Annotated in this window: 17 protein-coding genes and 1 pseudogene; 12 read left to right on the top strand and 6 right to left on the bottom strand. The window is 59.1% G+C overall.

Going from position 1 to position 21,904, the window contains the following annotated elements; translation table 11 throughout:
- Nucleotides 1-234 precede the first annotated feature (234 nt).
- Nucleotides 235-648, top strand: coding sequence for an alternative ribosome rescue aminoacyl-tRNA hydrolase ArfB (gene arfB / locus FQ187_RS28360; RefSeq protein ID WP_007902485.1), 414 nt, complete (start codon nucleotides 235-237; stop codon nucleotides 646-648).
- Here arfB and FQ187_RS28355 read toward each other — a convergent pair.
- The 6 genes from FQ187_RS28355 to phhA all read right to left on the bottom strand — a co-directional run bounded on the left by FQ187_RS28355 (nucleotide 645) and on the right by phhA (nucleotide 5,066).
- Nucleotides 645-1,844: an MFS transporter gene (locus tag FQ187_RS28355; protein WP_149632011.1), complete on the bottom strand. Its 1,200-nt coding sequence runs from the start codon at nucleotides 1,842-1,844 to the stop codon at nucleotides 645-647. The genes arfB and FQ187_RS28355 overlap by 4 nt on opposite strands.
- 105 nt (nucleotides 1,845-1,949) lie before the next feature.
- On the bottom strand, nucleotides 1,950-2,132 hold the full coding sequence (locus tag FQ187_RS28350) for a hypothetical protein (protein WP_149632010.1): 183 nt from the start codon (nucleotides 2,130-2,132) through the stop codon (nucleotides 1,950-1,952).
- A 78-nt stretch (nucleotides 2,133-2,210) separates the two neighbouring features.
- The gene (locus FQ187_RS30650) at nucleotides 2,211-2,342 is read right to left on the bottom strand and encodes a hypothetical protein (protein WP_008156098.1); all 132 of its coding nucleotides are present in this window, start codon (nucleotides 2,340-2,342) and stop codon (nucleotides 2,211-2,213) included.
- Nucleotides 2,343-2,627: 285 nt separating this feature from the next.
- Nucleotides 2,628-3,821, bottom strand: a complete 1,194-nt coding sequence (locus FQ187_RS28345) for an amino acid aminotransferase (protein WP_149632009.1) — start codon at nucleotides 3,819-3,821, stop codon at nucleotides 2,628-2,630.
- Nucleotides 3,821-4,177 carry a 4a-hydroxytetrahydrobiopterin dehydratase gene (locus FQ187_RS28340; RefSeq protein WP_149632008.1) on the bottom strand — a complete coding sequence of 119 codons (357 nt, stop codon included), beginning with the start codon at nucleotides 4,175-4,177 and terminating at the stop codon, nucleotides 3,821-3,823. The genes FQ187_RS28345 and FQ187_RS28340 overlap by 1 nt, the downstream gene beginning before the upstream one ends.
- Before the next feature lie 103 nt (nucleotides 4,178-4,280).
- On the bottom strand, nucleotides 4,281-5,066 hold the full coding sequence (gene phhA / locus FQ187_RS28335; protein WP_149632007.1) for a phenylalanine 4-monooxygenase: 786 nt from the start codon (nucleotides 5,064-5,066) through the stop codon (nucleotides 4,281-4,283).
- Nucleotides 5,067-5,469: 403 nt separating this feature from the next.
- On the opposite strand from phhA, the gene FQ187_RS28330 reads away from it, so the two are divergent.
- From FQ187_RS28330 to FQ187_RS28275, 11 genes and pseudogenes are all read left to right on the top strand, one after another.
- Nucleotides 5,470-7,029, top strand: coding sequence for a sigma-54-dependent transcriptional regulator (locus FQ187_RS28330; RefSeq protein WP_111451850.1), 1,560 nt, complete (start codon nucleotides 5,470-5,472; stop codon nucleotides 7,027-7,029).
- A gap of 328 nt (nucleotides 7,030-7,357) precedes the next feature.
- Nucleotides 7,358-8,098 (top strand): flagellar basal body rod protein FlgF, encoded by a 741-nt coding sequence (locus FQ187_RS28325; protein ID WP_129442146.1) that lies wholly within the window; start codon nucleotides 7,358-7,360, stop codon nucleotides 8,096-8,098.
- A gap of 45 nt (nucleotides 8,099-8,143) precedes the next feature.
- On the top strand, nucleotides 8,144-8,929 hold the full coding sequence (gene flgG, locus FQ187_RS28320; protein ID WP_033055957.1) for a flagellar basal-body rod protein FlgG: 786 nt from the start codon (nucleotides 8,144-8,146) through the stop codon (nucleotides 8,927-8,929).
- Between the two features lie 52 nt (nucleotides 8,930-8,981).
- Entirely contained in the window at nucleotides 8,982-9,677 is a 696-nt protein-coding gene (flgH, locus tag FQ187_RS28315; protein ID WP_149632006.1) for a flagellar basal body L-ring protein FlgH, read from the top strand.
- Between the two features lie 27 nt (nucleotides 9,678-9,704).
- Nucleotides 9,705-10,793, top strand: a complete 1,089-nt coding sequence (locus FQ187_RS28310) for a flagellar basal body P-ring protein FlgI (protein ID WP_149632012.1) — start codon at nucleotides 9,705-9,707, stop codon at nucleotides 10,791-10,793.
- Nucleotides 10,794-10,804: 11 nt separating this feature from the next.
- Nucleotides 10,805-12,106 (top strand): flagellar assembly peptidoglycan hydrolase FlgJ, encoded by a 1,302-nt coding sequence (gene flgJ / locus FQ187_RS28305; protein WP_149632005.1) that lies wholly within the window; start codon nucleotides 10,805-10,807, stop codon nucleotides 12,104-12,106.
- A 23-nt stretch (nucleotides 12,107-12,129) separates the two neighbouring features.
- On the top strand, nucleotides 12,130-14,196 hold the full coding sequence (gene flgK / locus FQ187_RS28300; protein WP_149632004.1) for a flagellar hook-associated protein FlgK: 2,067 nt from the start codon (nucleotides 12,130-12,132) through the stop codon (nucleotides 14,194-14,196).
- A 12-nt stretch (nucleotides 14,197-14,208) separates the two neighbouring features.
- Nucleotides 14,209-15,777, top strand: a complete 1,569-nt coding sequence (locus tag FQ187_RS28295; protein WP_149632003.1) for a flagellar hook-associated protein 3 — start codon at nucleotides 14,209-14,211, stop codon at nucleotides 15,775-15,777.
- Nucleotides 15,778-15,901: 124 nt separating this feature from the next.
- Entirely contained in the window at nucleotides 15,902-19,474 is a 3,573-nt protein-coding gene (locus FQ187_RS28290) for a glycosyltransferase (RefSeq protein WP_149632002.1), read from the top strand.
- 474 nt (nucleotides 19,475-19,948) lie between these two features.
- A pseudogene (gene ltrA, locus FQ187_RS28280) lies at nucleotides 19,949-21,262 on the top strand (group II intron reverse transcriptase/maturase).
- A gap of 284 nt (nucleotides 21,263-21,546) precedes the next feature.
- Nucleotides 21,547-21,904, top strand: a 358-nt coding sequence (locus tag FQ187_RS28275; RefSeq protein WP_371925562.1) for a calcium-binding protein, incomplete at its 3' end; no start/stop codon positions are given.

Genomic DNA, 21,904 nt, shown 5'->3' with positions numbered 1-21,904 from the left:
CTCAGCAAAATCCAAAACCGCGCTTAAATCCTGAGCAACAGACATAAAAAATCCGGAATCCTTATCAGATTCCGGATTTTCCTGCTGCCTGAGGATTAGTCAACAATCCTTAAGTGAACAGCATTGCGGCCAGGTGCCGGGTTTGTTGTTTTCGGGATTTACCCAAATCCCTGTGGGAGCATTCCTTCAGTCTATTCGCGGTATCCTGCGCGTTCTGAATACGGACGCTTTTCCATGCTGGTGATATCCAACAACGTGCATCTGCCGGATGCCGAGATCGAGTTGACCGCCATTCGTGCCCAGGGCGCGGGGGGGCAGAATGTCAACAAGGTCTCCAGCGCCATGCACTTGCGCTTTGACATTCCGGCCTCGTCCTTGCCCGAGTTCTACAAGGAACGGCTGCTGGCGTTGCGTGACAGTCGCATCACCAGCGAAGGGGTGTTGATCATCAAGGCCCAGCAATACCGCACGCAAGAAGCCAACCGTGCCGATGCGCTGGAGCGGCTGACCGAGTTGATCCTCAGTGCCACCAAGGTCGAAAAGAAACGTCGCCCGACCAAGCCGACCCTCGGTTCGAAAAAGCGTCGGTTGGAGTCCAAGACCAAACGCGGCAGCATCAAGGCTGGGCGTGGCAAGGTCGACTTCTAACGCGCGTCTCTTTCTTCGCGATACTTTGGAGCTTGCCGGTACAGATAAACGCTAAGCATCAACCCGCTTAAAGCGGCGAGGGCGGCGAACAGGAAGATCGAGGCAAAGCCAAAGCCTGCTGCAACGGCACCCGCCACTGGCCCGGTGATCCCCAGCGACAAATCGATGAACAGCGAATAAGCCCCGACTGCCGCACCACGGCTGGAGGCCGGCACCAGGTTGACCGCTTCCACGCCCAGCGCGGGGAACACCAGCGAGAAACCGAACCCGCTCAGCGCCGCACCGGCCAGTGCCCAATGAGCGTCCGGCGCCAGCCATAGCAGCAACAGTCCCAGTGTCTCCACCGACAGGCAGGCAATCGCCACGCGAAAGCCACCGAGGCGGTTGATCAGGTTGCCGAACAGCAGCCGCGCACCAATAAAACTGGCACCGAACAAGCTCAAGCACAGCACCGCATTGGACCAATGCTGAGTCGCGTAATAGAGGGTGATGAAGGTGGCGATGGTGCCGAAGCCGATCGAGCCCAGCGCCAGACCGCACCCGTGTGGCAGCACTCGCCCCAGCACATGCATGAACGGCAAGCGTTCACCGACAACGATTGGCGCGGCGGTTTTCGGCCAGGCCAGCACGAGGCCGAGGACGGCCAGCAGCACGATGCTCACGCCCATGCTCCACAAACCCAATTCACCGACCAGCCACACCCCCAGCGGGGCGCCAATGGCGATGGCGCCATAGCTGGCGATGCCATTCCAAGAGATGACTTTGGCGGTGTTGGCCGCACCGACCCGGCCAATGCCCCAGCCGATCGAACCCGAACCCACCAGGCTTTCCGCACTGCCAAGCACTAATCGGCCGATCAACAGGCTGATCAGGCTGAGCATCGGCAGGTTCTGGGTCCAGGCCGAAATCAGCATGAACACACCGCTCAAACCGCAGCCGGCGAGGCCGTACATCACGGCGAGTTTGCTGCCCTTGTTGTCGATGATTTTCCCGGCATACGGACGGCTGAGCAGGGTGGCCAGGTATTGCACGCTGATCACCAGGCCGGCGATTACGGCGCCGAAGCCCAGATCGCTGTGGACGTAGCCCGGCAACACGGCCAGGGGAATGCCGATATTCAGGTAGCCGATGAAGGTGAACAGGACGATGGAAACGACTTGCAGCGTGACCGCCAGGGGGCGCTGGTTTTCAGACATGGGTAAAGATCCACGGGGAAGCAGGATAGATAGGCTGCTTATGATAGCGGCGCGAGCGGCTGCGGGTCGTGGAAAAAGTAAAACTATTTGTCGGGCGGGGATGAATCAGGGGTTGGCGGGAGCGACCAGATGCGTGGTGACCAGGGCGGCCAGGGCGTTTTCTTCGCTACCGAAGCGGGCGAGCAGCGCGGCGCGTTTCTCGGGGGAAAGGCGATTCCAGATATCGATCATTTTCTCGGTGGTACCGATCAGGACGCTGGCTTGGGTTTCGCTGAAGTCGTCGGTCATGGTGGGCAACTCATGGGTTTCAGGCGGTGTGGAAAGCGCATGTTAGCGCTTTCCACACGGTCTGGCATTGCAGGTGAATCAGTCTTCGCTGTCGGCCTTGCGGCGTTCAGTGGCTTCTTTCGGCTCGGGCTGTTGGGCACCGGCTTGTTGCGTGGGCGTCTGCTCAGTTTCGTGCAGGCTTGGGAAGGGGAGATTAGGGATCTCGTGCATATCGCGCTCCTCGCAAAGTCTGTTGATAGATCTGGTAGATCCGCGCTTTTAAAAAGCTTGGGGAGGATACAGCAGAAGAAATGACAAAAAGACTTTTATATCCAATTGTTGCGACGGATGGGGTTGTCTAGACAGGTCTGCAGGAGAGGGCGACATCATTCACAAGCGGGCTTGCTCGCGAACGCGGTGTGTCAGGCAACGATGATGTCGACTGATACTCCGCCTTCGTCGGAACGCCCCCCGGAGCACGCCCGCTCCCACAGGGTGACTTGCAGTGCTTGATGGTTACTTGCAGACTTCGGCGATTGCCTCGGCCAGCAAATCCAGCCGGGTTGCATCAATCCCGGCAACGTTAGCCCTGCCTGAGTTGACCATGTAAACGCTGTGATGATCGCGCAGTTGTTTGACCTGGTCCGGCGTCAAACCTGTGTAGGAAAACATCCCGCGCTGCACGCCGATGTGCGCAAAGCGCTCGCGCAAACCATGAGGTTCAAGCGCTTCAACCAAACCGCTGCGCAGTTGGGCGATACGCAAACGCATGGCTTCCACTTCGTCAGCCCAGAGGCTTTTCAGCTCTGGATCACCGAGGATGGTCGCTACCACAGCAGCGCCGTGATCCGGCGGTGTCGACCACAGGTTGCGGGCGATGTTGGCCAGTTGGCTGCGGATATCCACCAGCTTGTCAGCAGTTTTCGCGCAGACAATCAGCGCGCCGGTGCGATCGCGGTACAGGCCGAAGTTCTTCGAGCAGGAACTGGTGATCAGCACTTCAGGTAACGCGGCAGCGAATAGCCGAGTCGACCAGGCGTCCTGTTCCAGGCCATCGCCGAAGCCCTGGTAGGCGAAGTCGATCAGTGGCACCAAATCGCGACTGCGCACCACGTCCAGCACCCGGCGCCAATCGTCATGGGACAGATCGAAACCGGTCGGGTTATGGCAGCAGGCGTGCAGCAGCACCACATCGCCCTTCGGCGCTTCATTGAGTACCGCGAGCATCGCCTCGACGTCGAGGCGGTTATCGCTGCCGACGTACGGGTAATGACTGACCTTGACCCCGGCTGCCGCGAAGATGGTTTCGTGGATCGGCCAGGTCGGGTTGCTCAGCCACACGCCACGGCCTGGAAGGCACTGGGCGATGAAGTCGGCACTCAAGCGCAGCGCGCCGGTGCCGCCCGGCGTTTGCGTCGCGCCGGTCCGTTGTTCGGCGATCAGCGGGGAATCGGCACCCAGCACCAATTCAACGATGGCCTTGCCGAACGCCGGTTCACCGTGGCCACCGATGTAGGTCTTGGTGGTCTGGCGATCCACCAGACGTTGCTCGGAGAGCTTCACGGCCTGGGGAATCGGTGTCAGGCCCTGGGCATCTTTATAGACGCCCACGCCGAGGTCGAATTTGCGCGGGTTGGGGTCCTGCGCATAGGCCTCCATCAGGCCGAGAATCGGGTCGCCGGGTACTCGACCGATGGCGTCGAAATGCATTATTTGCGGCCCTCGGCGTCCTTGGCCACTTCGTCAGTGCGCGCGGCCATGATGAAGTCGTTGCGATGCAGGCCTTTGATGGAGTGACTCCACCAGGTCACGGTGACTTTGCCCCACTCGGTCAGCAGGCCCGGGTGGTGACCTTCAGCCTCGGAGATTTCACCAACGGCGTTAGTGAACGCCAGTGCGTGTTTGAAGTTCTTGAACAGGAAAACTTTTTCCAGCTGCATCACGCTGTCGCGCACTTCAATGTTCCAGTCCGGGATCTGCTTGATCAGTACCGGCAGTTCTTCGTCGCTGACCTGTGGAGCGCCGGCTTGGCAGGCTTCGCAGTGGGCTTGGTTCAATGTGGTCATGATGGGTTCCTGAAATCGAATTATTGGAATTCGGCCGTCAATTCACCACGCTAAACCAAAGCGTCGGTTCCTGACAGGCTCACTTGATTCTAAAAGCTGCGGATCACGCAGCCTTTGGCGGAAATTTTGGTGTGTGCAAGCCCAGCTGCATGCCTTGCTTGACCATGCCCATGATGTCTTCGTGGGCGAGGTCGAACAGGCGCTTGAGGTTTGGCAGGACAAAGTACAGCGGTTGCAGGATGTCGATGCGGTACGGCGTGCGCATGCATTCCAGCGGATCGAAGGCCTGATGCTCAGGTTCGTCCGACAGGCAGTAAACGGTTTCTTTCGGCGAGGAGAGAATGCCGCCGCCGTAGATGCGCTGGCCTTGTGGCGTGTCGACCAGGCCAAACTCGATGGTCATCCAGTACAAACGCGCCAGGTACACGCGTTCTTCCTTGGAAGCCTGTAGGCCAAGTTTGCCGTAGGTGTGGGTGAATTCGGCGAACCAAGGGTTGGTCAGCAGCGGACAGTGGCCAAAGATCTCGTGAAAAATGTCCGGCTCTTGCAGGTAATCCAGTTCTTCTCGGGTACGAATAAACGTCGCTACCGGAAACTGCTTGTTAGCGAGCAATTCGAAAAAGGTCTGGAAGGGGATCAGTGCGGGGACTCGAGCAACCTGCCACCCGGTGGTTTCGCCGAGGACCTTGTTTATCTCGCCGAGTTGCGGAATGCGGTCGTGGGGCAGACCGAGTTTTTCGATACCGTCCAGGTATTCCTGGCACGCACGACCCTCGATCACTTTCAGTTGGCGAGTAATCAGCGTGTTCCACACCGCGTGTTCTTCGGCGGGGTAGTCGATAAAACCTTGCGCATCGGGCTCGCGAGCCACGTATTGCGTCTGCTTCATGCTGCTCTCCTGCTAGGGGATTTCGTTCTTGTTATGTCCTGCTATGGACCTAGAAATACCTCAAGAAATGCAGCGTTGCAGCACGTGAGTCGCGCTGCGTGTAGGAAAATTCGTCGATTTTTGTAAAGTATTCGTTACGGATCGGCCGCTATGGCGCAGGGATTGAGATTTGCGGGTTTGAAATGGCGTGCAGGTGTCACATAATCTTGACGACTAATTGAGTCACTCAGTAAAAAAAATATGTCCGAGGCACTGCGAATACCCCTGTGGGAGCGGGCTTGCTCGCGAAAGCGTCGGCACATCCGACATTGATGTATCAGACAGTCCGCTTTCGCGAGCAAGCCCGCTCCCACAGGTTATGCGCTCGGCATTAACCTCACTCACCGCTTTTTCGGGCCTTTATATGCGTATCAAAGTCCACTGCCAGAACCGCATCGGTATCCTGCGCGACATTCTCAACTTGCTGGTGGAGTACGGGATCAACGTCGCTCGCGGCGAGGTCGGCGGTGAGCATGGCAATGCGATCTACCTGCATTGCCCGAACCTGATCAACATTCAGTTTCAGGCATTACGTCCGAAATTCGAGTCGATTGCCGGGGTCTTCGGCGTCAAGCGCGTAGGGCTGATGCCCAGCGAACGTCGGCACATGGAGCTCAATGCTTTGCTCGGCGCCCTGGAGTTTCCGGTGCTGTCGATCGACATGGGCGGCTCGATCGTCGCGGCCAACCGCGCGGCGGCGCAGTTGCTCGGCGTGCGGGTAGATGAGGTGCCGGGGATTCCGCTGTCGCGTTACGCGGAAGATTTCGACTTGCCAGAACTGGTGCGCGCCAATAAGTCGCGGATCAACGGGTTGCGGGTGAAGGTGAAAGGTGACGTGTTTCTCGCCGACATCGCGCCACTGCAATCGGAGCATGACGACAGCGAAGCCATGGCCGGTGCGGTTCTCACGCTACACCGCGCCGACCGGGTCGGTGAGCGCATCTATAACGTGCGCAAGCAGGAACTGCGCGGCTTCGACAGTATTTTCCAAAGCTCGAAGGTGATGGCCGCGGTGGTGCGCGAAGCCCGTCGCATGGCGCCGCTGGATGCGCCGCTATTAATAGAAGGTGAAACCGGTACGGGTAAAGAGTTGTTGGCGCGAGCCTGCCACCTGGCGAGTCCGCGGGGCCAGTCACCGTTGATGGCGCTCAACTGCGCCGGTCTACCGGAATCCATGGCTGAGACGGAGCTGTTCGGCTACGGCCCCGGCGCTTTCGAAGGGGCGCGGGCCGAAGGCAAACTCGGTCTGCTGGAGCTGACGGCGGGCGGTACGCTGTTTCTCGATGGCGTCGGGGAAATGAGCCCGCGTTTACAGGTGAAATTGCTACGTTTCCTGCAGGACGGTTGCTTCCGTCGTGTGGGCAGCGATGAAGAGGTTTATCTGGATGTACGGGTGATCTGCGCGACGCAGGTCGACCTGTCCGAGTTGTGCGCACGCGGTGAGTTCCGCCAGGATTTGTATCACCGCTTGAACGTGCTTTCACTGCACATCCCGCCACTGCGCGAATGCCTCGATGGTTTGACGCCGCTGGTGGAGCACTTCCTCGATCAGGCCAGTCGGCAGATCGGTTGCCCGTTGCCGAAACTGGCGCCGGCGGCGATGGAGCGGCTCAGTCACTACCATTGGCCGGGCAACGTTCGGCAATTGGAGAACGTGTTGTTCCAGGCGGTTTCGTTGTGTGAGGGTGGCACGGTCAAGGCCGAACATATTCGCCTGCCGGACTACGGCGTGCGTCAGCCACTTGGCGATTTCTCACTCGAGGGCGGGCTGGACGAGATTGTCGGGCGGTTTGAAAAAGCGGTGCTGGAGCGTTTGTATTCCGAGCACCCGAGCAGTCGGCAACTGGGCAAGCGTCTGGGGGTTTCCCATACCACCATTGCCAACAAGTTGCGTGAGTATGAGGTTGGCAAGACTGAGTCTTAGCCGATAGCTGTTTTGCCTGTGATGGCCCCTTCGCGAGCAAGCCCGCTCCCACACTTGACCGCATTTTTTCTGGAGGAACTCGATCAAGTGTGGGAGCGGGCTTGCTCGCGAAGGCGGTAGCGGCCGTTGCCCAAGGTCAAGCCTTGCCGCGAAGCGGCATAACACCGCCGGTTTTTCGTCTTTGACACAATCCTCAACTCCCCTCTGAGCCCCTCAAGTCCTTTGTTTGCCGGGCCCTGCGCCGCCAGAAAAAAGTTGGTCTGCAAATTGCTTATGGCTCAGCAGTACAGCAGTGGGCGGCAAACGTCCGGCATGCAGAGGAAAGAGTGTGGACAAGTACCTTTATGTGGCAATGACCGGCGCCAGCCAGAATGCACTGGCGCAGAAGGCTCATGCCAACAACCTGGCGAACATCTCCACCAACGGCTTCCAGAAAGACCTGGAGCAGGCTCGTTCGATGCCGGTGTTTGGTGACAGCTTTCCGGCGCGTGCGTTTGCCCTGTCCGAACGTCCGGCCACCGATTTTTCCCCTGGCGCATTGGTGGAAACCGGTCGCGACCTCGATGTCGCGGTGCAAGGCAATGGCTGGATCGCCGTGCAGAACCCTGACGGCGGCGAAAGCTACGTGCGCACCGGCAGCCTGAACGTCGACGCCCTGGGCGTGCTGCGAGCGGGCAACGGTATGCCTGTGATGGGCAATGGCGGGCCGATTGCCGTGCCGCCCGAGCAGCAAATCGAAGTGGGCGAGGACGGCACCATCAGCATTCGTGCGATGGGCGAAGGTCCGCGCGTGATGGCGGAAGTCGACCGCATCAAACTGGTCAATCCTGACTTCAAGAACATGACCAAAGGCCTGGACGGTTCGATCCACACCAAGGACGGCAAGCCGGCGCAAGCCGATGCTGGCGTCAAACTGGTGTCCGGTTTCCTTGAGTCGAGCAACGTCAATGCCGTGGAAGAGATGACCTCGGTGCTGGCGCTGGCCAAGCAGTTCGAGCTGCACATCAAGATGATGAACACCGCCAAAGAAGATGACCAGGCCATGGCTCGGGTCTTGCAGATCAGCTAATTATCAGAACGTCGCGCCGTAAAACAGGCGCACGAGGAGAATCGAATGCTTCCGGCTCTATGGGTTGCCAAAACAGGTCTGTCCGCCCAGGACACCAACCTGACGACCATTTCCAACAACCTGGCCAACGTGTCGACCACGGGTTTTAAACGTGACCGTGCCGAGTTCCAGGACTTGCTCTACCAGATCAAACGCCAGCCAGGCGCCCAGTCGACCCAGGACAGTGAACTGCCGTCGGGTCTGCAATTGGGTACCGGTGTGCGCATTGTCGGCACCCAGAAAAACTTCACCGCCGGCAGCCTGCAAACCACTGAGCAGCCGTTGGACATGGCCATCGACGGTCGCGGTTTCTTCCAGATTCTTCAGCCGGACGGCACGACTTCCTACACCCGTGACGGTACGTTTCACCTGGACTCCAACGGTCAGATCGTGAACTCCAGCGGCTTTGCCCTGGAACCGGCCATTGTCATTCCGAACGATGCCCAGACCTTCACAGTCGGTCGCGACGGTACCGTGTCCATCACCGTTGCCGGCAACCCGGCCTCCCAGGTAATCGGCAACCTGCAAACCGCCGACTTCATCAACCCGGCTGGTCTGCAAGCCGTGGGCAACAACCTGTTCCTGGAAACCGCGGCCAGTGGCGCGCCGCAAGTCGGCACCCCGGGCCTGGCCGGTTTCGGCACCACGCTGCAGAACACCCTGGAAACCTCGAACGTCAGCACCGTTGAAGAGATGGTCAACATGATCACCACTCAGCGCGCTTACGAGATGAACTCCAAGGTGATCTCGACCGCCGACCAGATGCTCTCGTTCGTAACGCAGAATCTGTAATCAAGTCTATGAGGCGGCCATCAGGTCGCCTGCAACACCGTGAGGTAGGGTCATGAATCGCTTCGTATCTGTTCTGGCACTGAGTGGGATCGCCGCGCTTTCGGGCTGCGTCGGTCCGACGCCCAAACCCAATGACCCTTACTACGCCCCGGTGTTACCGCGCACGCCGCTGCCGGCGGCGGCCAATAACGGCTCGATCTACCAGGCCGGTTTCGAACAGAACCTGTACAGCGACCGCAAGGCGTTCCGGGTCGGCGACATCATCACCATTACCTTGAACGAGAAGACCCAGGCCAGCAAAAACGCCAATTCCCAGGTCGGCAAGAACAGCAAGACCAGCATTGGCCTGTCCTCATTGTTCGGCAGTACGCCCAACACGAATAACCCGCTGGGCAGCGGTGACCTGAGTCTGGATGCCGCTTACAGTGGCGACCGCGCGACCAAGGGTGACAGTAAAGCCGGGCAGGGCAACAGCCTCACTGGCTCGATCACGGTGACCGTCGCCGACGTGTTGCCCAACGGCATCATCGCCGTGCGCGGCGAGAAGTGGATGACCCTCAATACCGGTGACGAGCTGGTGCGGATTGCCGGTCTGGTTCGGGCCGATGACATCTCGACTGACAACACCGTTTCGTCGACCCGTATCGCCGATGCACGCATCACCTATTCGGGCACCGGTTCGTTTGCCGATGCGAGTCAGCCAGGCTGGTTCGACCGTTTCTTCCTCAGCCCGCTGTTCCCTTTCTAGGTGGCCACGTTGAATCTCAAACACCTGATGGTGGCCGCTCTATTGCTGTCCGCAGCCTTCAACGCTCAAGCCGAGCGGCTGAAGGATATCGCCAGTATTTCCGGCGTGCGTTCCAACCAATTGATCGGCTACGGCCTGGTGGTTGGACTTAACGGTACCGGCGACCAGACGACGCAAACCCCGTTCACCCTGCAGACGTTCAACAACATGCTCTCGCAGTTCGGCATCAAGGTGCCGCCAGGGTCGGGCAACGTACAGTTGAAGAACGTCGCGGCAGTGTCGATCAGTGCTGATTTGCCGGCGTTCGCCAAACCCGGTCAGCAGGTCGACATCACGGTAGCGTCCATCGGTAACTCCAAGAGCCTGCGCGGCGGCACCTTGCTGCTGACGCCGCTCAAGGGCATCGACGGCAATGTCTATGCGATCGCCCAGGGCAACCTGGTGGTCGGCGGTTTTGATGCCGAAGGTCGCGATGGTTCGAAAATCACCGTCAACGTTCCGTCGGCCGGTCGTATCCCGGGTGGTGCGTCGGTTGAGCGTTCGGTGCCGAGCGGTTTCAACCAGGGCAACAGCCTGACGCTGAACCTCAACCGTTCGGACTTCACCACGGCCAAGCGCATCGTCGACAAGATCAATAACATGCTCGGCCCTGGCGTTGCCCAGGCCCTCGACGGCGGTTCGATTCGTGTCAGCGCGCCACTCGATCCGAGTCAGCGCGTCGACTACTTGTCGATCATCGAGAACCTTGAAGTCGACCCGGGTCAGGCGGTGGCGAAAGTCATCATCAACTCCCGTACCGGCACCATCGTGATCGGCCAGAACGTCAAGGTTTCCCCGGCCGCCGTGACCCACGGCAGCCTGACCGTGACCATCACCGAAGACCCGATCGTCAGCCAGCCCGGCCCTCTGTCCAATGGGCAGACGGCGGTCGTGCCGCGCTCGCGGGTCAACGCCCAGCAGGAAGCCAAGCCGATGTTCAAGTTCGGCCCGGGCACCACCCTCGACGAAATCGTGCGTGCGGTGAACCAGGTCGGCGCAGCACCGGGTGACTTGATGGCGATCCTTGAAGCACTGAAGCAGGCCGGCGCGTTGCAAGCCGACCTGATCGTGATCTGAGGACGGCGACCATGGATATGCGCAAGGGCGGATTGGGGGTCAGCAGCAACGATTCGGGTTCCTATTCGGACCTGAATCGATTGAACCAGCTCAAGGTCGGCGACAAGGACAGTGACGGGAACATGCGCAAGGTTGCGCAGGAGTTCGAATCACTGTTCCTCGGTGAAATGCTCAAGTCCATGCGCTCGGCCACTGAAACGCTGGGCCAGGACAATCCGCTCAACACGCCGGCCGCCAAGCAATACCAGGAAATGTACGACCAGCAGTTGGCCGTTTCCATGTCCCGTGAGGGTGGTGGCATTGGTCTGGCTGACGTGCTGATGCGTCAGATGTCGAAGAACAAACCGCTGGCGCCGGGCGAGGCCGCTGCCGCGTCAGCCGCCAAGCAAGCAGCCGCGAAAGCCGCCGTGGAAACACCGATTGCGGCCGGTACGGTCGCCACCAACGGGCCGTTGTCGCGCCTCAATGGTGAGCGTCCGTTGTGGGCTTCGCGCTCGGTGAGGTCGCCAGCCAACGCGGGCGAGGGCGCTCACCGCAATGACATGGCGCTGATCAATCAACGGCGTCTGGCACTGCCGCCGAAACTGGCCGACCGCTTGCTCGCAGGGTTGGTGCCGTCGGCATCGACCACTGCCGCGACCGTCACGACGGCGCAGAACAAAATCCAAATGCCGCAGAGCACCAAGACCGGTGTCGGTCCCCTGTACAACGGCGATTGGCTGGCTTCGCAAACGGATACGACATCCAGTGGGCGCCTGCAGGTTTATGGCCGGGCCATGGCGCAAATACCGCTGGCACCGGCGAAGAAAGCGTTCAGTTCCGCCGACGAATTCGTCAACACCATGTTGCCAATGGCCAAAGAGGCCGCCGAACGCATTGGTGTCGATCCGCGTTACCTGGTGGCGCAGGCCGCCCTGGAAACCGGTTGGGGTAAATCGGTCATGCGCGCACAGGATGGCAGTAGCAGCCATAACCTGTTCGGTATCAAGGCTGGCAGCAGTTGGAAAGGCGATTCGGCGCGGGCAATCACCAGCGAATTCCGGAACGGCGAGATGGTCAAGGAGACGGCTCAGTTCCGTTCCTATGACTCTTACAAGGACAGCTTCCATGACCTTGTGACGCTGCTACAAACCAACAATCGCTATCAAGATGTTGTGAAGTCGGCCGATAACCCAGAACAGTTTGTGCGCGAGTTGCAAAAGGCCGGTTACGCAACCGACCCGGACTACGCAAGCAAAATTTCGCAGATAGCCAAGCAGATGACGAGTTACCAGAACTACGCTGCGGCGGGCGCTACCACCACGCCTCTATAGGCATAAGCTATAAGGTTTGAACCATGAGTTTGCTCAACATCGGGATGTCGGGGCTGGCGGCTAGCCAATCGTCGTTGATGACTACGGGTAACAACATCGCCAACGTCGATACCGCGGGTTACTCGCGTCAGCAGACCGTGCAGGGCACCAAAGCCTCGCAGCAGTTCGGCAATGTCTACATCGGTACCGGCACGACCCTGGCCGATGTGCGTCGGGTGTACAACAGCTACCTCGATGCACAGCTGCAGACCACGACTTCGCTCAACAGTGATTCGGCCGCGTACCTGAATCAGGTCACGCCGCTGGACAAGTTGCTCTCCGACACCAGCACCGGCCTGAACGGCGCACTGACCAAGTTCTTCGCCTCGGTGCAGAACGTCAACGCCAAGCCGGGTGACGATGCTTCTCGCCAGTTGCTGCTCAGCGATGCCCAGGCCTTGAGCAACCGTTTCAATTCAGTGTCCAGCCAGTTGAACGAGCAGAACGCGAACATCAATGGCAACCTGAAGAACATGGCCGATCAGGTCAACAAACTGGCCACCACCGTGGCGCAGTTGAACCAGAAGATTACCGAGATTTCCAGCTCCGGCGGCATGCCGAACGAGCTGCTCGACGCCCGTAACGAGACCGTACGCCAGCTCTCGACCTTTACCGGCGCGCAAATCGTCGAACGCGAAGGCAACGTCGATATCTACTTGGGCAGCGGCCAGCCGCTGGTCATGGGCAACACCGTCAACAAACTCGAAGTTGTGCCGGGCAAAGACGACCCGAACCGCTTGGCGCTGCAACTCAATCGTGGTTCGAGCACCATCGATATCACGTCGATCATGACCGGTGGCGAAATCGGCGGTTTGCTGCGCTATCGCAGCACCGTGCTCGACCCGGCCATGAATGAACTGGGCCGTGTGGCGCTGGTCGTCGCCGATCAGATGAACAGTATTCAGGCCCAGGGCATCGACAAGAACGGTGACTTCGGTTCGAACTTGTTCAACAGCATCAACAGTGCCGCGCAGATGGCTCAGCGCAGCATCGCCTCCGGCAATAACAGCGTGGGCTCGGGCAACTTCGATGTCAGCATTGAAGACACCGGCAAGCTGACCATCAACGATTACAAGGTGACGTTCACCAGCGCCACCGACTACACCGTGCAGCGCCTGCCAGACAATTCGTCTATGGGTAGCTTCAGCACGCTGACCACTCCACCGCCGGTGATCGACGGTTTCTCGATGACGCTCGGCGGTGGCACTGCCGCCGCTGGCGATACCTTCAAGATCACCCCTACCCGCAACGCGGCCACCAACATCAAGACCGAGATGACCGACTCCAAACGTCTGGCCATCGCGGCACCGTTGGGTGCGGCAATTGCAGCGAGCGGCAGTGGCAGCGGCACCCTGACGATCCCGGCCAGCGGTCAACCAACCCTGACCACCCAGTTCGATATCTACGACACGGCCACCGCCACCGCGATGCAGAACGGCCTGAAAAACTCCACGCCGACCAAGGTGGTATTTGGTGCGGTGTCCGCCGACGGCACCAGCCAGACCTACCAGTTCCTGGATGCCAAGGGCGGGTTGATCAGCAGCGGCACCATCAAGCCAGGTGAGAGCAACACCCTGAACCTGAGCATTCCGCTCAAGGATGCCACGGATGCGCCGATCCCGCCTGCGCCTGCCACTCAGTACACCGCGACCTTCAGAATGACCTTCGCCGGTGCCCCGAGCAACGGCGCGGCAATTAACGTCTCGCTCAGTCAGCCAGGCAGCCTGGACAACCGTAACGGCACCACATTGGCCGGCTTGCAGACCGCGCAGACCGTGGACACCGGCTCCGCCAGCAAAGGTATTTCCCTGAACGACGCTTACGGCAGACTGGTCGAAGGCGTTGGCTCCAAGGCCGCCCAAGGCAAGCTCGACAGCGCCGCGACCTCAGCGATCCTGGCGAACGCCAAAGGTGCGCGCGACTCTCTTTCGGGTGTCGACCTCGATGAGGAAACCGGCAACCTGGTCAAGTATCAGCAGTACTACACCGCCTCTTCGCAGATCATCAAGGCTGCGCAGGAAATCTTCAGCACACTGATCAACAGCATTTAAGGAGTCGTAGCCATGCGCATTTCTACCGCCCAGTTTTACGAGTCCTCGGCTGCGAACTATCAGAAGAACTTCGCGAATGTGGTCAAGAGCAGCGAAGAGGCCAGCAGCCTGGTTCGCGTGAACACGGCTGCTGATGATCCGGTCGGCGCTTCGCGCTTGCTGCAATTGGGGCAGCAGGCTTCGATGCTTGATCAGTTCTCGAACAACATGACAACGATCAAAGCCACGCTTGGCCAGACTGAAGCGGTCATGACCAGTATCGGCAACGTGCTGCAACGCGCCAAGGAACTGGCCCTGGGTGCCGGCAACGCGGGTTATACCGATTCCGACCGTCAGGCCAACGCTTCGGAGCTCAGCCAGATCGAAGAGCAGCTGTTGAGCCTGATGAACACCAAGGACGAAAACGGCAAATACATTTTCTCCGGGTCCAAAGGCGATACCGTTCCGTTCTCGCGCAATACCGACGGCACCTACAGCTATAACGGTGATCAGGTCACGCTGGACCTGCCGATTGGCGATACCCAGTCGATGGCCACCAACAGCACCGGTTGGGCTGTGTTCCAGCAAGCCATCAACACCAGTCGCACGCAGACTACAATGACTTCGCCAGCCGTCGATGACGGTCGTGTGGTGCTTTCCAACGGTCAGGTGAACTCCGACGTCACCTACAACGCAAAATTCCGCAGTGGCGAGCCGTACACGGTGAATTTCGTCAGCGACACGCAGCTGCAAATCACCGATTCGCTGGGTAACGATGTCACCGCCGAGGCCAGTCAGAACGGCGTGTTCAGTTCCACCGGTGGCGCGGCCACACAGACTGTCAATTTCCGTGGCGTCGATCTGAAGTTGAACATTAACCTGAAAGCGGGTGATGTTCCGGGGACAGTGATCTCCGGGCACAGTTTCACCCTGGCGGCCAAACCGGACAGCTTCACTGCGTCCCGCAGCCCAGGTAACCCCTCGGCGGCGCTGGTCACCGGGACGGCGGTCACCAATAGCACCGACTACCACGCCAGTTTCCCGGGTGGCGGCGCGATCCTCAAGTTCACCAGCGCCACGGATTACGATTTGTATGCCGCGCCTCTGACCGCTAACAGCAAGCCGGTTTCCAGCGGCACAATGGCGGGTTCCACGGCAACAGCGTCAGGCGTCTCCTTTACCTTGGGCGGCACACATGCGGCGGGAGACCAGTTTTCCGTTGCGGTCAACACTCACCAGACGCAGAACGTTTTGGACACTGTCAGTCAGCTCAAAACAGCACTGTCGACGCCGACCAACAATGATCCGATAGCCATCCAGAAACTGAACGCGGCGATCGGCTCGGGTATTGGCAATTTGTCCAGTGGTATCGACCAGTTGACGTCGGGTCTCAGTTCCGTAGGTGGTCGCGGCGCATCATTGGTCACCCAGACTGACATCAACCAGAGCCTGACACTGGCCAATACGCAGACGCAGGGGGCGATTCGTGATTCGGACCCTGCCGAAGTGATGACCCGTCTGACGTTGCAGCAAACCATGCTTCAAGCCTCGCAACTGGCGTTCAGCAAAATCGCTCAGTTGGGGCTGTTCAACAAAGTCTGAGTCCATGCCCTCGCGATGTTGTCGCGGGGGCTTGAGACTGTTGAGTGCAAACCGTCTTTTTTCAGCGGTTCCGGGAACTCCACTTGTTTAGAGTGAGGTCCCGCCGCTCGAGAGTTCCCCCGCCGTGAAACCAGCTCCTCTTGTCACCATCGCCATCCCCGCCTTCAACCCGCAGTTCTTCCAGACGGCACTGCAAAGCGCGTTGAATCAGACCTACGCCAATCTTGAAGTGATCGTCTGCGATGACAGTGGTGGTGATCAGATCCGCGAGATCGTCGATGCCTGCGAGGTGCCTGTCTCGATTCGCCTGCGTTATGTGCGCAATCCGCAGCGCCTGGGTTTTCAGGCCAACCTCATGGCCTGTGCGCAAGAGGCCAGCGGTGACTTTCTGAAGTTGCTGTGCGACGACGACCAGCTACTCCCGGAATGCATCACTCAGCAGATCGTTGGCTTCATCGATCACGAGGACGTCAACCTGGTGATCGGCCAGCGGCAGCTTTACGACGGTGATTACATCCTGCTTTCCGACCGTGTGGAAAATTGCTGTTTTTCCACGGGTGTCACCTTGTTCAAGGGTGAGGATCTGCTGGGTATTCTGGAAAGCAGTCTGGTCAATTTTTTCAGTGGCCTCAGCGGGGCGTTGTTGCGAACCCGGCATGCGCTGGAATATTTGCCGGCCCTGACTCAGATTGGCGAAGGCTTTATCGCGTGTCTGGACTTCGCCTTGTTTGCCTGCCTGCTACGGCGTGGCAATCTGGTGGTGGTGGGTCAGGTGTTGAGCCTTGAGCGTTTGCATCCGGCGCGGCTGAGCGATCAGACACCAGTCAAGGCTGCGGTAATGACCGAGCTCGACTGGCTCAAGCAAATGCTTGCCTTGCGCAGTGGTGAGCCGGCGCCTGCGCCGGGCTGGGTACGTTATCTGGCACTGGCCGATGCGACTGAGGGGGACGCCTATGCCTGGGAAGAAACCGCGCTGGGACGGCAACTGGGCTTCATTCAAACGATGGTGCACACCCGGGTAGGCGTCAAGAGCGACAGTTTTGCCGACATGTACCGGGAATGGCTGTCGTGCCGTCGTTTAAAACCGGCTCAGCAACGTTTGCTCGACGCCCGTTTGCAGGGGTGGAGCTGGCGTCCGCGCATCGTGCCGATTGTTCTCGACAGCGAAGGCGATGTTCCGGCGCTGGAAGAGACGCTCAAGAGCATTCGTCATCAGACCTACGCCGCCGAACACGTGGTAGTGCTGTCCCAATTACAGCACGCGCCATTCGACGGTGTACGTCATATACGTCTGGATGATGAACCGGTTGCCCAGTTCAATCGCCTGCTGGCCCAGTTGGATAACGCAGACTGGATCTATCTGGTTCGCGCGGGCGATCGCTTGAATGAACTGGCTTTACTGTTACTGGCAGAGCGCATGGTGGAAATGCCTGACGTGCGTTGCCTCTACAGTGATGAGGGCGGATTGCGTGATGACGTCTCGGTCGAGCCGGTGTTCAAGCCCGACTTCAACCTGGATCTGATGCGCAGCTATCCCTATGTCGGCCGCGTGCTGGCCCTGCAGCGGCAGCGGATGATCGAGCTGGGTGGCATGCAACACGGTTTTGGCGAGCTGGGTGTGCATGATCTGGTCTGGCGACTGGTGGAGAGTAACGGGCCACATGCGATTGGGCACATCGCTGAAGTTCTCGTGGAATCTGCTCTGTGTCTCTCCCAGTGGCTCACGCAGCCGCAGATTATCGAGCAGAACCCTCGCGTGCTGGTCGCGCACCTGCAGCGGCTCGGTGCACCACACCGGATTCGCCCCGGCAGCCAGTCGATGATCAACCGTGTGGACTACCTGCATGATGTGCCGGCCATGGTCTCGATCATCATTGCGACCCGCGATGAATTGGGTTCCCTGGAGCGTTGCGTCGAAAGTCTGTTGGAGAAAACCGCCTGCCAACGCTATGAAGTTCTCATTGTCGACAATGGCAGTACTGCCGTTGATGCCTGCAACTGGCTGTCGGCCATGGAGCAAATGGGCAGTGACAAACTTCGGGTGTTGCGCTGTGATCATGGTGACAATCTGGCGGCAGTGCAGAACTTCGCTGCCGGCCACGCCCGTGGCGACTATCTGTTGTTTCTCAGTCCCTACAGTATCGTTGTGAGCCCTGATTGGCTCGACGAGTTGCTCAATCACGCTCAGCGTCCGGAAGTCGGTGTGGTCGGCGGTCGGCTGGTGAGTCCGCAAGGGCGTATCGAGGGCACGGCCCAGGTACTGGGGTTGCGGGGGGCGGTCGGTGTTCCCAATCGTGGTGAGCTGCTCAACACGTCCGGTTACATGCAGCGCCAGCAGACGGTACAGAATTTCAGTGCCGTGGGCATCGATTGCTTGCTTGTGCGCAAGAAGGTTTTTGATGATCTGCACGGCCTGGACGAGCAGAATCTGGCGCAAGCACTCAATGGCGCTGACTTTTGCCTGCGTGTGAAGCAAAGCGGATACCTGGTGGTGTGGACTCCCTACGCCGAATTGATGCGAGTGGTTCCATCCTCTGCCTTCATTCCCGCTCCCAGGGTGTTGCAGGCCGAGCAGAAAAGCTTTTACCAGCGATGGTTGCCAGTGATAGCCAGGGATCCGGCCTACAACCCTAATCTGAGTCTGGGCACCAGCAACTTCAGTTTTGAGCCGGGATTCAAGGATGGCTGGGACCCGTTCTCGCGTCAGCTTTTGCCCAAGATTCTGGCGATTCCAATCAATACCACCGCAGTGGGCCATTACCGGGTTGCCCAGCCGTTCCGTGAGTTGGAAGCGGCCGGGCGCGTGGTGGGGCACCTGAGTTATCACACGCCGACAGATATTGACCTTGAGCGGTGCTCCCCCGACGTGATCGTGTTGCAGGGGCGCTATAGCCAGAATGCGGTCGATGAAGTTGAACGAGTCAAAAACTGCTCGCACGCTTTGCGCATCTTCGAACTTGACGATTATGTGATTGATGTCCCGAAGAAGAACGCGCACCTGCGCAAGGCTGAGGTCGGGGTCGATAAAATAGTGCGCCGTGGCGTAGGGCTGTGTGACCGGGTTGTGGTCTCGACCCAGCCCTTGGCTGACGCTTTGCGGGACATGCATCACGATATTCGGGTGGTCCCGAACATGCTTGCGCCGCATCTCTGGACCGGGCTCACCAGTCAGCGCCGCACCTCTCGCAAACCTCGCGTGGGTTGGGGCGGCGGGACGAGTCATGATGGAGACCTGGCGATCATTGCGGACGTGGTACGCCTGCTTGCCAACGAAGTCGAATGGGTGTTCTTCGGCATGTGTCCGCCGGCTTTGCGTCCGTTTGTCCATGAGTTCCATCCCAGCATCGGCCTGGAGGCCTATCCGGCCAAACTGGCCAGCCTGAACCTCGATCTGGCCTTGGCACCGCTGGAGTTCCACATCTTCAACGACTGCAAGAGCAACCTGCGTCTGTTGGAGTACGGCGCCTGCGGTTACCCGGTGATTTGCACCGACACGGAAGCCTATCGCGGCTATCTGCCCTGCACCAAGGTCGTGAGCAACAGCACCGAGGAATGGCTCGAGGCAATCCGCATGCACCTGTCCGACCCTGATGCGAGCTATCGCATGGGCGATGCGCTGCGTGAGGAAGTGCTGCGCGATTACATGCTCAAGGGCAACAATCTCAACTACTGGGCCGAGGGCTGGTTGCCTGACTAATCGGGCATGGATGTACACCTAAAGGCGGCCTTGGGCCGCCTGTTTTGTGTGCGCCCAGCATGGGCGCAATCTTGTGGGTGAAAGTCCCGCCGTAAGCTGACCACAGCGAACGAAGTGAAGCGCAACTGCATGAGGGTGACCGAATGTGGGGAGGAAGCGTGAATCGAAGCCATGAGCCGATGTACAAGAACCGGATAAAAGGCGCGGCCGATCAGGGCGAGCGGGCACAAAACCGCGAAGCTCTTGTGGTCAAGGGTCAGGCTGTGTAAATCCGGCGGTTGTGTGGTGAAGGATTGCGTTCTTACCTGGGGAGATCTCGCCTTATGCCTGAAAGGGCGACGGTGTCAGCCGGAGCAAGAAGTCAGCAGAGGCCGTAGTAGTCTTTTTTTTGACGAAGGGCCGAACGAGAGAAAGCGTTATAGGCCATGTTGATGCGAAAGACCGGAAGTCAGATGCCTGCCAAACGCGGGGCGGATGGAGACTGCAAGCGGTGAAGCCGTGAGAAGTCCCGTCAGCGACGAGGTCAATCGCCTGCAAGATGAATCCGACAACGCAGGGCAAGGGCTGCTGGATCGGGCCTTTGCGAGAGAAAACCTGAAACGGGCGTGGAAGCGAGTCAAGGCCAACAAGGGGGCAGCGGGAGTCGATGGTCTGGACATTGAACAGACCGCCGAGCATCTACTGAGCCAGTGGGCGGCGATTCGTGAACAGCTTCTTTCGGGAGCCTACCGGCCCAGTCCGGTAAAGCGTGTAGTCATTCCCAAACCTGACGGCGGTGAGCGCGAGTTGGGTATCCCAACGGTCACCGACCGTTTGATCCAACAAGCGTTGCTGCAAGTCTTGCAGTCCCTGCTTGATCCAACCTTCAGTGAGCACAGCTACGGTTTTCGTCCGGGGCGCTCTGCGCAGGACGCCGTTTTGGTGGCTCAGCGTTACGTGTCCTCGGGGCGCAAGGTGGTCGTGGATGTTGACCTGGAAAAATTCTTCGACCGGGTCGATCACGACATTCTGATCGACCGTTTACGCAAGCGGATTGCGGATCGGGCGGTTATCCGGCTGATTCGCGCCTATCTGGGTGCGGGACCGCTGATCAATGGCATGGTCGAGAAAAGCCGCTGCGGGGCGCCGCAAGGCGGCCCACGCTGTCGCCGTTGCTGGCGAATGTGCTGCTGGACGAAGTGGACCGAGAGCTTGAGCGCAGGGGACATTGTTTTGTGCGCTATGCCGATGATGCGAACGTGTATGTTCGCAGTCAGAAGGCGGGGCAGCGGGTAATGGCCCTGCTGAGGCAGCTGTACGAAAAGCTGCTCTTGAGCGTCAACGAGAGCAAGAGTGCAGTGGCGAGCGCGTTTGGTCGCAAGTTTCTGGGCTATGCGTTATGGACGGCCCGAAGCGAAGTCAAGCGTGCGGTTTCATACAAAGCGCAGAAGACAAGCAGAAAATCCGATGGCTCACCCGACGCTCGTGTGGTAGTAGCTTGCAGCAGATTGTCGATGACCGCGACCTTACATTTTGGGTTGGAAAGCTTACTTCGGGTTGTCGCAAACCCCAGCCGTCTGGCGTGCGCTGGACGAATGGATACGACACCGGTTGCGAGCGATCCAGCTTAAACAATGGAAGCGCGGAACGACGACGTATCGTGAGCTGCGAGCACTTGGCGCGAGTAATCAGGTGGCACAGAAGGTGGCAGGAAACACCTGCCGCTGGTGGCATAACAGTCGTCTGGAGCTGAACCGCGTGCTTACTATTGCGTGGTTCGACAGGCTGGGATTAGTACGTCTCTCATAACCTCAATCTCTCGAACCGCCCGGTGCGGACCCGCATGCCGGGTGGTGTGGCAGGGGCGCGGCCTGTGAAGGTCGTCCCCTATGCCGATTTGTATCGAGTGCGTTACAAGTTTTGCGGTGGCTACCTCAAGTTCAGTGTGGTTTGTGTCGATAAATCGCCAAAGTTTCGTTTATTGAAAGACTCGTGAGCGACCTGCGTTTGCAGATCGTCGTGGCGGCAGGTATCTGGTTCAACAACATGGCAAGGAAGAAGTCGTAATGGCAGTGATAAACGGGACAAGCGGCGTGGATACGCTGACAGGTACCAGTGGGGATGATGAGATCAACGCCTTGGCTGGCAATGATGTGATCAAAGGGAGTGTCGGTGCGGACAAGCTGGATGGCGGCACCGGTACCGATACCGTCGATTACTCGACGTCGGCCGAAGCGGTCAACGTGGACATTCGTCTCGGTGTCGGATTGGCGGGAAGGGGCGGCGATGCCGAGGGTGACACCCTGGTCAACGTTGAAAAGGTTATCGGTTCGGCATTCAACGACAGCTTCACCGTTGCATTGGGCGGGATAGCATTCGAAGGCGGTGCCGGGGACGATATCTACTACATCAACACCAGTGCCACGCCGAGCATCGTCGAGCTGGCCGATG

Source organism: Pseudomonas sp. ANT_J28 (assembly GCF_008370005.1).
Taxonomy (GTDB): Bacteria; Pseudomonadota; Gammaproteobacteria; order Pseudomonadales; family Pseudomonadaceae; genus Aquipseudomonas; species Aquipseudomonas frigoris.
Note: the sequence above shows the minus strand (reverse complement) of the source record. Positions and strands in the feature narration are given on the sequence as shown.

What these genes read in the sequence shown, in the direction of transcription:
- arfB (WP_007902485.1), top strand. Translation starts at nt 235, where the DNA reads ATGCTGGTGATATCCAACAACGTGCATCTGCCGGATGCCGAGATCGAG.
- FQ187_RS28355 (WP_149632011.1), bottom strand. Translation starts at nt 1,844, where the DNA reads ATGTCTGAAAACCAGCGCCCCCTGGCGGTCACGCTGCAAGTCGTTTCC.
- FQ187_RS28350 (WP_149632010.1), bottom strand. Translation starts at nt 2,132, where the DNA reads ATGACCGACGACTTCAGCGAAACCCAAGCCAGCGTCCTGATCGGTACC.
- FQ187_RS30650 (WP_008156098.1), bottom strand. Translation starts at nt 2,342, where the DNA reads ATGCACGAGATCCCTAATCTCCCCTTCCCAAGCCTGCACGAAACTGAG.
- FQ187_RS28345 (WP_149632009.1), bottom strand. Translation starts at nt 3,821, where the DNA reads ATGCATTTCGACGCCATCGGTCGAGTACCCGGCGACCCGATTCTCGGC.
- FQ187_RS28340 (WP_149632008.1), bottom strand. Translation starts at nt 4,177, where the DNA reads ATGACCACATTGAACCAAGCCCACTGCGAAGCCTGCCAAGCCGGCGCT.
- phhA (WP_149632007.1), bottom strand. Translation starts at nt 5,066, where the DNA reads ATGAAGCAGACGCAATACGTGGCTCGCGAGCCCGATGCGCAAGGTTTT.
- FQ187_RS28330 (WP_111451850.1), top strand. Translation starts at nt 5,470, where the DNA reads ATGCGTATCAAAGTCCACTGCCAGAACCGCATCGGTATCCTGCGCGAC.
- flgG (WP_033055957.1), top strand. Translation starts at nt 8,144, where the DNA reads ATGCTTCCGGCTCTATGGGTTGCCAAAACAGGTCTGTCCGCCCAGGAC.
- flgH (WP_149632006.1), top strand. Translation starts at nt 8,982, where the DNA reads ATGAATCGCTTCGTATCTGTTCTGGCACTGAGTGGGATCGCCGCGCTT.
- FQ187_RS28310 (WP_149632012.1), top strand. Translation starts at nt 9,705, where the DNA reads ATGGTGGCCGCTCTATTGCTGTCCGCAGCCTTCAACGCTCAAGCCGAG.
- flgJ (WP_149632005.1), top strand. Translation starts at nt 10,805, where the DNA reads ATGGATATGCGCAAGGGCGGATTGGGGGTCAGCAGCAACGATTCGGGT.
- flgK (WP_149632004.1), top strand. Translation starts at nt 12,130, where the DNA reads ATGAGTTTGCTCAACATCGGGATGTCGGGGCTGGCGGCTAGCCAATCG.
- FQ187_RS28295 (WP_149632003.1), top strand. Translation starts at nt 14,209, where the DNA reads ATGCGCATTTCTACCGCCCAGTTTTACGAGTCCTCGGCTGCGAACTAT.